This window comes from Nostoc sp., assembly GCF_036919615.1.
Classification (GTDB): Bacteria; Cyanobacteriota; Cyanobacteriia; order Cyanobacteriales; family Nostocaceae; genus Nostoc.
The window spans coordinates 62,181-76,788 of the sequence record NZ_JBALCN010000039.1 but is presented as its reverse complement, the minus strand read 5'-3'; the positions used below and the strand labels follow the sequence as shown (position 1 = coordinate 76,788).

Annotated in this window: 13 protein-coding genes; 9 read left to right on the top strand and 4 right to left on the bottom strand. The window is 41.9% G+C overall.

Annotated elements, in window-relative coordinates; genetic code table 11:
* Positions 1–196: 196 nt before the first annotated feature.
* Positions 197–1,225, bottom strand: a complete 1,029-nt coding sequence (locus V7K48_RS12365) for a LacI family DNA-binding transcriptional regulator (RefSeq protein WP_335072772.1) — start codon at positions 1,223–1,225, stop codon at positions 197–199.
* A 290-nt stretch (positions 1,226–1,515) separates the two neighbouring features.
* Here V7K48_RS12365 and V7K48_RS12360 point away from each other — a divergent pair, with 290 nt between their 5' ends.
* The 4 genes from V7K48_RS12360 (at position 1,516) to V7K48_RS12345 (ending at position 3,496) form a co-directional block, all read left to right on the top strand.
* The gene (locus tag V7K48_RS12360) at positions 1,516–1,674 is read left to right on the top strand and encodes a hypothetical protein (RefSeq protein WP_335072770.1); all 159 of its coding nucleotides are present in this window, start codon (positions 1,516–1,518) and stop codon (positions 1,672–1,674) included.
* A 25-nt stretch (positions 1,675–1,699) separates the two neighbouring features.
* Positions 1,700–2,647 carry an aldo/keto reductase gene (locus V7K48_RS12355; RefSeq protein WP_335072768.1) on the top strand — a complete coding sequence of 316 codons (948 nt, stop codon included), beginning with the start codon at positions 1,700–1,702 and terminating at the stop codon, positions 2,645–2,647.
* Between the two features lie 227 nt (positions 2,648–2,874).
* A complete protein-coding gene (locus V7K48_RS12350) occupies positions 2,875–3,291 on the top strand; it encodes a ribosomal maturation YjgA family protein (RefSeq protein WP_335072766.1) in 417 nt (138 codons plus the stop codon).
* Entirely contained in the window at positions 3,269–3,496 is a 228-nt protein-coding gene (locus V7K48_RS12345) for a DUF167 domain-containing protein (RefSeq protein WP_335072764.1), read from the top strand. The genes V7K48_RS12350 and V7K48_RS12345 overlap by 23 nt, the downstream gene beginning before the upstream one ends.
* A gap of 124 nt (positions 3,497–3,620) precedes the next feature.
* On the opposite strand, the gene V7K48_RS12340 is transcribed toward V7K48_RS12345, so the two are convergent.
* Complete coding sequence (locus V7K48_RS12340; RefSeq protein ID WP_335072762.1) at positions 3,621–4,232, bottom strand: glutathione S-transferase family protein; 612 nt, start codon at positions 4,230–4,232, stop codon at positions 3,621–3,623.
* A gap of 198 nt (positions 4,233–4,430) precedes the next feature.
* Between V7K48_RS12340 and V7K48_RS12335 the strand changes: the two genes are divergently transcribed.
* The 5 genes from V7K48_RS12335 (at position 4,431) to V7K48_RS12315 (ending at position 8,657) form a co-directional block, all read left to right on the top strand.
* Positions 4,431–5,132 (top strand): SOS response-associated peptidase, encoded by a 702-nt coding sequence (locus tag V7K48_RS12335; RefSeq protein ID WP_335072760.1) that lies wholly within the window; start codon positions 4,431–4,433, stop codon positions 5,130–5,132.
* A 127-nt stretch (positions 5,133–5,259) separates the two neighbouring features.
* Entirely contained in the window at positions 5,260–5,781 is a 522-nt protein-coding gene (locus tag V7K48_RS12330; protein ID WP_334816679.1) for a photosystem I assembly protein Ycf3, read from the top strand.
* Between the two features lie 91 nt (positions 5,782–5,872).
* Positions 5,873–6,163, top strand: a complete 291-nt coding sequence (gene gatC, locus V7K48_RS12325) for an Asp-tRNA(Asn)/Glu-tRNA(Gln) amidotransferase subunit GatC (protein ID WP_335072842.1) — start codon at positions 5,873–5,875, stop codon at positions 6,161–6,163.
* A 571-nt stretch (positions 6,164–6,734) separates the two neighbouring features.
* Complete coding sequence (locus tag V7K48_RS12320; protein WP_335072758.1) at positions 6,735–7,703, top strand: glutathione S-transferase family protein; 969 nt, start codon at positions 6,735–6,737, stop codon at positions 7,701–7,703.
* A gap of 207 nt (positions 7,704–7,910) precedes the next feature.
* Positions 7,911–8,657 carry a class I SAM-dependent methyltransferase gene (locus tag V7K48_RS12315; protein ID WP_335072756.1) on the top strand — a complete coding sequence of 249 codons (747 nt, stop codon included), beginning with the start codon at positions 7,911–7,913 and terminating at the stop codon, positions 8,655–8,657.
* Between the two features lie 152 nt (positions 8,658–8,809).
* Here V7K48_RS12315 and V7K48_RS12310 read toward each other — a convergent pair whose 3' ends face one another.
* Both V7K48_RS12310 and V7K48_RS12305 read right to left on the bottom strand, forming a co-directional pair.
* Positions 8,810–10,174 (bottom strand): efflux RND transporter periplasmic adaptor subunit, encoded by a 1,365-nt coding sequence (locus V7K48_RS12310; RefSeq protein ID WP_335072754.1) that lies wholly within the window; start codon positions 10,172–10,174, stop codon positions 8,810–8,812.
* A gap of 191 nt (positions 10,175–10,365) precedes the next feature.
* Complete coding sequence (locus V7K48_RS12305; protein WP_335072752.1) at positions 10,366–13,833, bottom strand: efflux RND transporter permease subunit; 3,468 nt, start codon at positions 13,831–13,833, stop codon at positions 10,366–10,368.
* Positions 13,834–14,608 lie beyond the last annotated feature (775 nt).

Below are 14,608 nucleotides of genomic sequence, written 5' to 3'. Positions count from 1 at the left end.
AATTTGCCGGGCTACGCCCCGCTAACGCTAACACGCAGAGATGCAGAGGTAAGAGTTTGCAATTTTTTCAAATTAAACCCCGTCCATTTTTAAACCTGGAGTTTTTAAGGAGAGGATATTTTCAGTTGTGGCTTGAAGATCAGCTTTCCTCTGATTACAAAAAAACTACAATTTTCAAGCTAGACACGCTTTAAGATTATTTTCTTAATGCTGCACTACTACCACGCTGTACTAGAAAAGGAGATAAAATGCGGTTTTCTACAGTTTTTTCTTCTAATAAATCGAGTAACATTTGCATGGCTATGCCACCAATTTCTAACATTGGCTGGCTGACTGTGGTGAGTGCAGGCGTAACGTAACGCCCCAAAGCAATACCATCAAATCCAACCAGACTCAAATTTCGCGGCACTAAAATACCTAGTTCTTGGCAGACCAGTAGAGCGCCAACTGCCACCATATCGTTGTAACAAAAGATGCCTGTCACCTCAGCAGTCAATAGTTTAGATAGCATCTGTTGTCCAGTACTAACATCGCTTATTCTGGTATCATCTTCATCACTAATTGCAACCCAATCAGTATTTTGTGGTAGACCAGCTTCAGCAAGAGCCATTCGATATCCTTCCAGGCGCTGCTGGTTCGATCTGCTGCGATCGCCTACACCCAGATAACCAATAGTGGTGTGTCCCAGACTTATTAAATGCTCTGTGGCTAATCTAGCACCTAAGCGATCGTCTATTGCCACTGAGTGAAATATTTCGCATTGATCTTCGGTCTGGCTGTTAATCAGAACTGTTGGCACAGCAAATTGCGTAAGTTGTTTGGTATGCTGTTTACTAATTCGTGAGTCCGCTACTAAGATCCCGTCCACTCGACGGCGATGAAAAGTATCAATAGCTGCTATTTCCTGCTCAAAATTTCGGTGTGAAGCACTCAACAAAACACTCAAGCCTGCGGGTCTAGCTATCTTCTCAATTCCCTCTACTACTTCAGCAAAAAAGGGATCTGCGATGGAAGTTACTACTACACCAATGGTATTAGTACGTTTATTTTGCAAGCTTTGAGCAATTGCATTCGGCACATAGCTCATCTCTTGCGCCAGTCGCTTAATTTCTTCTCGCACTTTCGGGCTAATTAGAGCGTTATCTCGCAAAGCGCGTGAAACTGTGGAATGAGAAACACCTGCTCTTTGAGCAATATCTTCAATTGAAATTCTTCGTTTATTCATTTTTTATCTGAGCTTTAAAATATTGCACACGTGTGCATTTAGTATGTATTATAGAAAATAATCGTTATTTGTCAAGAGATTTTAATACAACTCACATCACATTTTGCATGGAAAAGAGTTAGGAGTCCTGATTTCTATCTCCATTTCAATAACTTAACTTTTCTTAAGAAAAATATGATTAAGCAGTCGATGATTATTCTGGTAATGGGTATATCCGGTTCTGGCAAAACTGAGACCAATGCTTAAATAGCAAGGCTTTATGTTTATTTCCCCTAGATTACTACTCATTTGTGACTCAAGTCAGCTATTCTTACCCCGATTTTTGGCGATCGCTGCTTGCGATCGCGCTACTCAGAGATGGGGGCTTTTTCAGTATTTTTCATGCAGTGGTAACTATATTCATGTATGGGGATAAGGCACGGGCGAATAAATTTGCTGTTAAATATTGAACAAGGATAAAGGAGTGCAGTGTTGATGGAAAGACTTAAACTTGGACGTTCTGGGCTAGAAGTATCACGATTATGTTTTGGTGGCAATGTGTTTGGGTGGACTATTGATGAAGATACTTCATTTGAGATTTTAGATCACTTCATCAAGGCTGGAGGTAATTTTATTGACACTGCTGATGTCTATTCCAAATGGGTTACAGGCAATCAGGGTGGAGAGTCGGAGATCATCTTAGGGAAGTGGCTCAAGCAGCGAGGCAACCGTGACCAAGTGGTGATCGCTACTAAAGTTGGCAATGATATGGGTATTCAAGGCAAAGGGCTTTCTCGCAAACATATCCAACAAGCTGTTGAAGACTCATTGCACAGGTTACAAACCGATTATATTGATTTGTACCAATCACATATCGATGATCAAAGCACTTCCCTTGCAGAAACCCTAGAAACTTATGGGGAATTAATTGATCAGGGAAAAGTGCGCTTCATTGGTGCTTCCAACTATAGTGCAGAGCGTTTGGTAGAGGCATTGCAAATCAGCCAGCAGCATAATTATCCTCGCTATGAGAGCCTTCAGCCTCGTTATAATTTGTATGACCGAGCCGAGTACGAGCAGGAGCTACAACAAATCTCCCAAGAACACTCAATTGGTGTGATTAACTATTCCTCTCTGTGTAGTGGCTTTCTCTCTGGTAAATATCGTTCAGAAAAAGACCTCTCTATTAGTGCTCGTGGTAATTCTGTCAAGAAATATTTGAATGCTCGTGGTTTAGCAATTCTAGAGGCACTGGATGAAGTCGCCAAGATTTATAATGTGACTTCCACCCAAGTTGCTCTAGCCTGGCTAATTGCACGTCCCACTATTACCGCTCCTATTGTTAGTGCTACAAAAATTGAGCAGCTTCAAGATATCATCAAATCTGTAGGTCTTAAACTTGAGCCAGATGCTATTCACCTTCTAAATCAAGCCAGTTCCTGAAACAAGTAGTTCAATAACAATTCGACCAACAAGCCAGATACCACCAACAAGCCCCCTACAATGAGTTGACGTAGTAAGAGAAGATAAGTCCAGATGGGCGGACTACCCTTCCCTGCGGGGTGCTACGCGTAGCGGGCTTTTGAGTAGGGGTACGCCTAAGTTTGTGTAGCCGCGACTTCCAGTTGTTCGGGCTGCTAAAATTTTGCTTAGTCTCTAATCTGTAGAAAATGCTTCGACACCGTAACCAAACAATATTTATTATTTTTTCTGTGCTCATCGTTGTACCGATGGGCTTTTTGTTTAAATATTATAACGGGCCTGCCCATCACTGGTTTAATGATTACGGAGCAGCTGTATTTTACGAAATATTTTGGTGTCTGTTTGCATTTTGGTTTTTCAGAAGTCGGACGGCGGTAATTCAAATTCCTATATGGGTTTTTGTCATCACCTCTATACTAGAATTCTTGCAACTTTGGCATCCGCCACTATTAGAGGAGATTCGCGCCACCTTAATAGGTAAATTGTTACTTGGTACTACTTTTGTTTGGTGGGATTTTCCTCATTATGTATTGGGTTGTGTTTTAGGTTGGTTGTGGCTGCGACAATTACATGGAATAAGTCATGCAAAAAAAAGTCAAGGTTAAACCTAATTCAAAACAGCAAAAGATTGAAGAACAACCTGATGGGAGTTTGACTGTGTATTTAAAATCACCCCCAATTGATGGTAAAGTGAATCGAGAGTTAATTAAACTACTAGCAGAGAAATTTAATGTAACTAAATCTCATATCAGAATTAAGTCAGGTTTGTCTTCCAGGCAAAAGCTGATAGAAATTAATACAGATATCTAGTTGCTGTTTAGTAACATCTTCAATGAAGACTTTGCCTGCCTCCTGAAAATGAGGCAATGTCCCACCCAGTACATCCTCTACTAGAGCCAAAAAACGAGAGACAGAAACTCGCAAAATATAATTTTTATGCTTGTGTAATACTGATATACCTTGGTTGAGATTTGACTCTTTCTATCCAAGCTTGGATAGCAGGAAATTGTATTAAATTAAACCCACCTTCATCAGCTACATGAGTATAAGCGAATAAGGCAATATCAGCGATCGTGTAACGCTCTCCCACAAAAAAAGTCTGAGAAGTTAAATGTTTTTCCATCAAGTTAAGTGCTGCATAACCTGGTTCACGTTTTTGCTTGATAGCTTCACTATATTCTTCAGTTTTACCTAAAATAGAAATCCAAAATCTTGATGTAGCAATAAAAGGTTCATGGCTATACTGTTCAAAACATAACCATTGCAGCACCTGTGCTCGTAAAAATCGGTCATAGGGTAAAAATTCTGTGCATTCACTCAGATACACCAATATGGCATTTGATTCTGCCAAGTATCTCCCTGGCTTAATTTCCAAAATGGGTATCTTACCATTAGGATTTTTACTTAAAAATTCTGGTGTTCGAGTCTCGCCTTTCAAGATGTTAAGCTCTACCCTCTCAAAAGGCATACCTAGTTGTGTCAATAATAGACGTATCTTATAACCATTGCCAGAAGGTAAAAAATCGTACAAATGCAGTAGTTCCATGCTAGAATACAGTTAGGAATATGTTGATAAGTGAAGGTTTGAAATACAATATCTTACCAAAAGATTCTCCCAAAACCGGATAATTGTTTTTATATGTTAGCTTCTGAGTACTAGATAAAATTATTCCAAAAAATAAAAAAAGTATTATTTATTTCTAGATTGAGATGTTTAATTCAGTGAGTAGTGGAGAATAAAAGTATGTGTGGAAGATTTACTCTAAACCAGTCGGCAGCAAGTTTAGCTCAAGCTTTCCATGTTGAACCAGTTTCAGATTTAGCAGCAGAATATAACATTGCACCTACGCAAATGGTTGCTACAGTGTTACAAAATCCCGAAAGCAAAAAGCGTGAATTTAAGCAGTTGCATTGGGGCTTAATTCCGTCATGGGCGAAAGATGCAGGAATGGGGGCAAAGCTGATTAACGCTAGGGCAGAAACTGTTGCCGAAAAACCTGCTTTCCGCTCGGCTTTTAAGCACAGACGCTGTTTAGTGCTAGCTGATGGCTTTTATGAGTGGCAACGCCAACAAGGCAAAAAGCAGCCGTTTTATTTTCGCCTTCAAGATGGGCAAACCTTCGGCTTTGCAGGTTTGTGGGAAAGATGGCGATCGCCTGCTGACGAGGAAATAATCTCTTGTACAATTTTGACAACGGCAGCTAACGAATTACTCCAACCTATCCACGAGCGGATGCCAGTGATTCTAGAGCCACAAGATTACGATTTATGGCTAGATTCCCAAGTGCAAACGCCCCAAACCTTACAGCAACTATTGCGTCCTTATCCAGCGCCAGCAATGACTGCCTATCCAGTTAGCACTTTGGTCAATAACGCTCGGCATAATAATTCGCAATGCATCATACCCCTCAGTGAGAAGAATGCACCCGCAAATCAGTTAAATTAGCTATTGAGTGTACTAGGGGATTGGGGAGATGAGGAAGCAGGGGAAGAAAAACTATTGATTATTGCCCAATGCCCAATGCCCCAATCCCTAATACTCAATCCCCAATCCCCAATCCCCAGAGACAAATATGCCAAGAACACAAAAAAACGATAATTTTGTTGACAAATCCTTTACAGTAATGGCAGATATCATTCTGAAAATCCTGCCAACCAATAAAAAAGCTAAAGAAGCGTTTGTTTATTATCGAGATGGCATGTCAGCCCAAGCAGAAGGGGAATATGCTGAAGCATTGGAATACTATGAAGAAGCTCTAACACTAGAGGAAGACACCAACGATCGCGGCTATATTCTTTACAATATGGGGCTAATCTATGCCAGCAACGGCGACCACAAAAAAGCTTTAGAACTGTATCACCAGGCAGTTGAGTTAAACCCACGTATGCCCCAAGCCTTAAACAACATCGCCGTGATTTATCACTACCAAGGCGAAAGGGAGAAAGAAGCTGGAGATAACGAGGCTGGCGAAGCACTGTTTGACCAAGCAGCAGACTATTGGATTCGGGCTATTCGCATGGCTCCCAATAACTACATCGAAGCCCAAAACTGGCTGAAAACCACTAAGCGATCGCAAATTGACGTATTCTTCTAAAAGTGATGAGTTAGGAATTATGAATCATTCACTCCTAACTCCTGTACAGACGCGATTAATCGCGTCTCTCTTCACTCCTAACAAAAAAAATATGATTGACCAAGAACAAGTTCACAAAGTAGCTAATCTTGCTCGTTTAGAATTGACTTCAGAAGAAGAGGAACAATTGACTACCCAGTTAGGAAATATTCTGGATTATATTGAACAGTTGAATGAACTTGATGTCAGTAATGTGTCCCCAACAACACGGGCAATTGATGTCAGCAACATCACACGAGAGGATAAATTGCAACCTTATTCAGACCGAGAAAGTATTCTTAACAGTGCGCCTGAACAGGAAGGTGAATTTTTTAAAGTACCAAAAATCCTCAACGCTGAATAATCAAGCAATTTTGGATTTTGGACTTTCCTGCGGAACGCTGCGCGTACCTTACTTCTCCGTTCGCGGAGCGTCTGTCTGCGACACGCTGCGCGAACGTAGAGAAGGAGTACGGCTACGCCCTTCTCTTCTTAGGCTGCGCCTTAAGCGAAGCTATGCCGCAGGCTTTACGACGCCGCTCAGGCTACGCTCAGTCGAACAATTTTAGATTGACTCCAGCAATCAAGTCACTTGCTTGTCAAAAAATGTTTGGATTTTGGATAATAGAATTATTCTCACGTTTAAATTCGTTTGCTCTCAAACATGCATTAAATAATGGAACACAAGAATCTTCTCTAGGAGAGGCTCCGCCAACAATTCCATTTTCCAAAATTTAAACATTGTACAATTCGGTCAAAAGTCAAAAGTCGAGAGTTTTAGATTCTTGACTCTTGACTAATAACTAAGTACAACATTTTATTAATTTGTAGCGAAATAAATTAGGCAAAACTCTGTGTCACTTTGCGTTTACTTTGCATCCCTCTGCGTTTAAAAACATTACGCTTTTACGCAAAACTGTACTAAGGAGATAATTATGGGTTTGGGAATTCTTAAGGATGGTCAGTGGATATCTCAAAGAGATGAAGAAGACTCAGAAGGTAAATTTATCCGTCCATCAACAACTTTCCGCAACCAGATTACAGCTGATGGTTCTAGTGGTTTGAAAGCTGAAGCAGGACGCTATCATCTGTATATTTCTTGGGCTTGCCCTTGGGCGTGTCGCACCGCCATCATCCGCCAATTGAAAGGACTTCAAGATGTTATTGGGTTATCGGTTGTTGCAGCAGAAATTCCTCAAAATAGCTGGGAATTTGGCGATGAACCGGGGTGCATTCCCGATACAGTCAACGGTACTCAATATCTTTGGCAACTTTATCTGAAAGCTGACCCTAATTATAGTGGCCGGGTGACGGTTCCAGTTTTATGGGATATCCAAAATAGGACAATTGTCAATAATGAGTCCCGTGAAATCATCCGGATGTTTGATACAGAATTCAATGCTTTCGCTAAACAAAATATTAACTTTTATCCCGAACATTTACAAAAAGTAATTGACGAGACGATTGATACAATTTATCAACCAATAAATAACGGTGTCTACCGGGCGGGATTTGCTACCACTCAGTCGGCTTATGATGAAGCGGTAACGGAATTATTCATGGCTCTCGACTACTGGCAAAAAGTATTGGGAAATCAACGCTATCTTTGCGGAAATGAAATTACTGAGGCGGACTGGTGTATGTTCACTACTCTGTTTCGTTTTGATGTAGTTTATTATATGCATTTCAAATGCAACTTACGCAGGATTATAGATTATCCGAATCTGTGGAATTATCTCAAAGAACTTTACCAACTGCCGGGAGTCAAAGAGACTTGCAATCTTGACCACATCAAACGGCATTATTATAAGAGCCATCCCCAGGTTAACCCAACTCGCATCGTCCCCAAAGGCCCACTGATTGATTTTGATGCACCCCATAACCGAGATAAAATATTTGCTTGATTAACACTGCTGACCTTTAACTATTTTGTTCGCTTGTCGCGTCATCGCTTGGGGCTTCTCTTTTTTCCAAACAATATAGTCAACACGACTCTGTTAATCGACAAACTGACGCAGCAGCCTGTCCCAAAGTTCAAAATTAATCATTCTTACTTGTATAATTTAGAGTGATAAAATCAAAACGCTAGCACTTTTAAAACTGTTGATTATATGAGTAATGTTACCTCCTCAACTGAAGCTTTAAATAACGTTCCTGTAACATGGGAACGTTTGATTCCTAATCGTTTAGCTAAAGATTTAGCTAGTCGCAAGATTCTGGAGTTACATATTGGGCGCTACGAAATTGCAACTAACTATGTTTTAGGCAAAAGAGTTTTAGATATCGCATGTGGTAGTGGATATGGTAGCCAAATGCTACGTGTTGCAGGCGCAAGTAGTGTAGTTGGAGTCGATATATCCTCACCGATTGTAGAATATGCTCAGAAACAGTACCAAATACCCGGAATAGATTTCATTTGCGCTGATGCAGAGCAGTTTGAGTGTTCAGAGCCTTTTGACGTTGTTGTATCATTTGAGACGATAGAACATTTAAAAGATCCGACCAATTTTTTGAAAAAGCTTCGTAATTATCTAGCTATTAATGGTGTATTGATAATATCTGTACCATTGGGTGAAACACGCCATTTCGATCCATACCACCTTCATGCCTTCACTCAGGATCAAATATTTACGCTTTTAGAAAAAACAGGTTTTTGTGTAGATTACTACCGTTGTGACCAGTGTTTTTTGACTCGTAATGAGATGCTTTCCTGGAAACAGTTATACTCAGAATCCAGCCCATCGTTTTGGGAGCTATTGTTTACTCGAAGGGGATGGCAGATAATACACGACCTTGTACTTAAGGGCGGTTTTGATGTTCCTCAACTATTGGTTACTGCTTATAAGAGACTTCCATAAAATAAAATCCTCACTGAGAGCGATGCCTTCAGTAAGCAGTAGATTGGAAGTTAATTGAGTAGACCCCTTCCCTAACCTCCCCAAGGCATCGGGGAGGATGGGTTAGTGTACCTTACTTAGATGAAAAGCGCTGTCAATTGACAACATTGAGTCTACTTTGTTTGGGCAACTGGCTGGACACGCAAACCCTCTGTCTCATCAACCGTAGGAGTGGCAATCAGCGATTCATTTCCTGTCAGACCTGATGTAATTTCTACTTCAGTACCATAATCTCGCCCAACGACAACTTTTTGATAATGCACTGTTTGGTCTTTGGTTAGAGTTGCTACCTGCGTACCTCCGGCGTTAACAACTAAGGCACTATCTGGCACAACAAAGGGAGTATTAGTGCGGTTAATCGCAAATTTGACAGTGGCATACATCCCAGGTCGCAGCGTCGCGTTGTAGTTCTCCACTTCTAGTTGTGTCAGCAAAGTGCGAGTATTTGGATCTATAGCGTTGCTAGTACGCACTACTTTACCCGTAAACACTCGTTGTGGTAACTCTTTGACTGTAATTTCTGCTGTTTGACCAGTTTGAAAAGACGGTGATAAACTCTGTGGAACATTCACATTCACGTCTAACTTGTCATAAGCAGCAATGGTATAAAGGCTGGTATTGCTAGTGTTGGTGTTGCTGGTACTGGTGTTACTACTAGTATTGCTGGTGCCACTACCTGCTGAAATTAAAACACCTGTATTTACATTACGTGCGGTAATTACTCCTGCGAAAGGAGCAGTGACTTTTTTATAAGACTGCAATACGGTATTACGCTGGAAGTTTGCTTGACTTGCATAAACGTTAGCTTGTGCTGCTTTGACGTTAGCAGAGTCAGAATTGACAGTATTTTTTGCTGCCTCAACGTTGGCAAGATTAGCCTGATATGTGGCATATCTTGTATCTGCATCTTGTTGAGGCACTGCACCTTGCTTGACAAGAACACTCCAGCGCAACCAACTCTGACGTGCGATCAATAAATTAGCCTGGGCTTGCTTCAAATCAGAAACGCCTTTAGCTAAACTAGCACGACTTTGAAGGACGTTAGCTTGTGCTTGTGCTAACTCTGCTTTCGCTTGTAAAACTTGCTGATCTATATCTGGTGAATCAATCTCTGCTAATAATTGACCAGCCTGCACGCGATCGCCAATGTCTGCGTACCACCGCCGCAAATACCCAGTACTGCGAGCGTAGATGGTCGTTTGGTTAAGGGCTACAACACTGCCAGGTAGTTCCAAATTGGTAGTAGCAGCAGCGCGACGGGGAGTGATAATGTTGACTGAGGTTAAGGTGCTTGCTTCCTTGACTGCTGCTTTTAATTCTGACCTTTGGCTTAACCGGGGCAGAATACCTATGGCTAATAGGCTACCAAAAAAAACAACACCAATTACAGTCCAACCAATTCGACCGATGCCGCGCCTTTGTTTTCTAGAAGTCGTTTGTTGTTCTAAATCAGGAGATGCAGGAGGCTGAGAATCCATAGGTAAGCTGTCCCATATTATCTAATTTGCAGAAATTCAGCAGCTAGAGTCATTACCATTATTGGCTTTGGCAATTTTGAACTTTGAATTGCGGCGTTGCATAAATGCAGGATGAATTAGCGACTGAAACTATTAATAATTCGCTCAACATCGCCTGAAATCATCTCATGATTCAGCAACGCCTGAATTGCTTACTCCTTGCCTTGGGATGATGACAAAGAATATGCGGTCTGTGGATCTGAGAAATTTAAATCCTCATCATCCTGATCAATAGGACGAGGTTGTTTACGCCGTAACATGCTGTATACAACAGGTACAAAGATGAGAGTCGCAACTGTTGCAGCTGACAAGCCGCCAATTACAGCGCGACCCAAGGGCGCATTCTGCTCACCACCTTCACCAAGACCGAGAGACATTGGCACCATCCCAATGAGCATGGCTAAGGCAGTCATTAACACAGGACGCAATCGCGTGTGACCCGCTGCTTGCGCTGCTTTATAGGCATTTTGACCTTCTTGACGCTGGTCATTCGCAAAAGTGATCATTAGAATACTGTTTGATGTCGCCACACCTATACTCATAATTGCACCCATTAACGAAGGAACGCTGAAAGTAGTGCGGGTGACAAACAGCATCCAGACAATACCAGCTAAAGCACTCGGCAATGCCATCATAATAATCAGGGGATCGAGCCAAGATTGGAAGTTCACCACCATTAAGCAGTAAACCAGCACAATTGCAAACACAAGTCCGAAACCAAGTCCCAAAAACGAAGAGTTCATCGTTTGCACTTGCCCGCGGACATTAATCTGACTACCGTGAGGCAATTTTTTCTTATAATCAGCGATGATTCGATCTACATCGCGGGCAACTCCCCCCAGATCGCGATCGTAGGAATTAGCGTAGATATCAAAAACTGGCTGAATATTGTAGTGATTTACAACTTGCATCACTGTGTCGCGTTTGACACTAGCCAAATTACCTAAAAGTTGGGGTGCAGTTTGACCATTACTAACTGGCGTATTTTTCAGGCTGTCAATAGAGTCAATTTTGTACTGGGGAACTTGTACAGCAAGGGTGTAACTCACACCTTTTTTGGGATCGAGCCATTGATTGATTGCGGCTTGACCGCTTGAACTTAAAGAAGTAAGAACGCTATTGGCAACATCACGCTGAGTCATACCCAGTTGTTGAGCCTCAGTGCGATCAACATTAAGACGTAACTCTGGAGCATCGACAACTTGCTGCATGTGTACATCTACAGCACCAGGAATCAGCGTCATTCGGGCTTCGATTTGTTTGGCAATTTTAAAGTTGGCCTTTGAGTTTTGCAGAGGGCCAGATACTTGCACGTCAACAGCAGCAGGCAAACCGAAATTCAGAATTTGAGTAACAATATCAGCCGGTTCAAAAAAGAAGGTGTAATTGGGAAATGTCGCTTTCAATTTCTGGCGGAGTTGCTTGACATAAGAAAAAGTTGAACCAGATTTTTTTAGGGACACAAGAATGTCAGCATCAGCCGGGCCAATTGTAGCACCGTTGTAGCCATAAGTAAGGTTAATGCCACTGTTGGGTAAGCCGATGTTATCCAGAATCTTCGAGAGATTTTCTTTCGGTACAGTTTGGCGGATAACGCCTTCGACTTGGCTGACAATTCTTTCTGTCTCTTCCAAACGAGTACCAGGTAAGGCTCGAACATGCAAGCTAAACTGACCACCATCGACTTCAGGGAAAAAATCTTGACCGACGAACGGCAACAAAACTCCTGCACTTACGATAAAAGCACCAAACAGCACAAAGACTATGCGACGGTGATTTAATGCTGAGGTCAGGACATCGTAGTACCAACTGCGAAATTTCTCAAATTGTCGGTTAAACTTTTCGTGTAGCCGCCATATCCAATCTTTCTTAACAGGTTCAGCAGTTTTTGTTGTTGCTTCTTCTGTTTGGTGGTGGTTGTCGCGACCATTATTATTTTGGACTGACGAATTATGGTGGTTGTCGCGACTATCATGGATTTCGACTAGTGAATGGATGTGGCGATCGCCATGACCATTATTGTTTTGGACTGGCGAATCTAGATGATGGTTGTCGCGACCATTATTGTTTTGGACTGGCGAATCTATATTATGGCGATCGCCATGACCATTATGATCCTCATTTTCTCTATGCAAATCCGCTTCATGTGGTAGGAGATAATTTGCCATCGTCGGTACTACAGTCCGAGATAGCAGATAGGAAGCAAGCATAGCAAATACTACCGCCATCGCTAAGGGGACAAACAGGTATTTTGCCACTCCACTCAAAAACACAACCGGCACAAAAACAATACAAATACATAATGTTGCTACAAGTGCTGGAGTTGCGATTTGCTGCGCCCCATCCAAGATTGCTCGCTTGATTGGTTTGCCTTGTCCAAGATTTCGGTGGATATTTTCAATTTCGACTGTGGCATCATCTACGAGAATACCGACAGCTAAGGACAAACCACCCAAAGTCATAATATTGAAAGTTTGTCCCAAACGACTCATCACAATAATCGAAACCAGCATCGAGAGGGGAATCGATACGGCTACAATTACAGTGCTGCGCCAACTTCCCAGGAAAATCAAAATCATCAACGCAGTGAGACACCCGGCAATCAATCCTTCTTTAAGAACGCCTTGAATCGAAGCTTTAACAAATATAGATTGATCGAACAAAAAAGCTAAATTCAGTCCTGGGGGTAAAGTGGATTGGATGCGAGGCAAAGTTTTTTTCACTCGATCAATCACATCAATAGTTGAGGCATTGCCACTCTTGAGAATACTCAGTAAGCTTGATCGCCTGCCATTTTCACGTACTATGTTCGTTTGCACGGCAAAGCCATCCCGTACCTGCGCCACATCGCGAATGTAAGTCACATCACCATTAACTTGCTTAATCGGCAAATTGTTGAGGGCTGCCACTATATCTGGACTATTGTTGATTTGTACAGCAAAGTCGCGAGTGCCTATCTTCATATCGCCTGCTGGCAAAACCAAGTTTTGGGCACTGACAGCATTAGTCACGTCTTGGGCAGAAACGCCTTTAGCCAACATCGCTTGGGGATCGATATCAACCATAATTTGCCGAGCTTTACCACCATAGGGCAAAGGTACACTCGCCCCTTGTACTGTTGCTAACTGGGTACGGACAAAGTTGGTAGCATAGTCGTTGAGCGCTTGTTCCGGCAAGTTTTTGCTGCTGACACTCATCTGGATAATCGGCACGCTAGAAGCGTTGTATTGAATGATGAATGGCGGCGTGATACCGGGTGGCAAAGGGCGGAGAATTGTTTGGCTGACAGAGGTGATTTGAGCGACTGCTGAGGCTATATTGACGCTCGGTTGGAAGAAAACCTTGACGACACTAACACCGCTCAAAGATTGAGACTCAATGTGTTCGATGTCTCCAACAGTTGTTGTCATAGCACGTTCGCTAATTGTCACAATTCGCTGTGCCATTTCCTCAGATGTCGTACCAGTATAAGTCCAAACTATACTGACAACCGGAATGTTGATTGCGGGAAAAATATCAACCGCTGTGCCAAATATCGTTACTACACCCAGGATCACAATCATCAAGGCAGCGATCGCGAATGTATATGGAAGACGTAAAGCAATTTTGACGATCCACATGCAATTTCCTTTTAAATGGGTTTAGCCCTCTATTATCACTATTGCCAGAGAATAATTTAGAATCCTTCTTACAAGTGGCTTTTGTCAAAAAGTCACAATTTTGTGCATTGTATTAGAAAATAAAAACTAAACCCATTTCTTGTCTTGTATTAAAAATGGCATCTGATTTTTCGTTTTCTAAAAGTGATGAAACAGAGTTAGATATATAAAGGTCTACTGAAGACATTGTAAATAAATGTAACGCGTTTTTTCTTTTGTGATCCGTGTCACCAGTCATAAATGCTATTAACGAAATATTTCTTAACATTAACTAGACAGGTGTCGGGTCAATAGGGTTCAGTTAAGCTTTTGGTTTCTGGGTGGATACTCATTCAGCCCCAAAGTTCCGAAATTTGGGCATCCATAGCTTGAAAACAACTAGCAGTGCTACGCGGTTCTTCTCCTAAGAGAAGTTACTGAATTTTGGTTTAACCTTCGGCTAGAGCGTCCAACATTAGAGCATAGTGAAGATCCCCAGCACCCGGATGCAACCCTCTAAAGATAGCCCAAAAGAGTGGCCGCTGAATAATTAACTTGTGAGAAAGGTCTTCATGAGTTTCTCTTCGTGAGTTTCTACGGTTATAACTGAAGCCGACATTAGGATACACTGGCTTTTAAATACACTGGAAGTTCAGCAGAGACAAACAAAGTCGCTGCTGGTGACTTCCTGCCTAGTACAGCACGCCTAAATAAACCAACCCCTTCGGGTTCGGCAGTTCCTCATGGGGGAACCCCA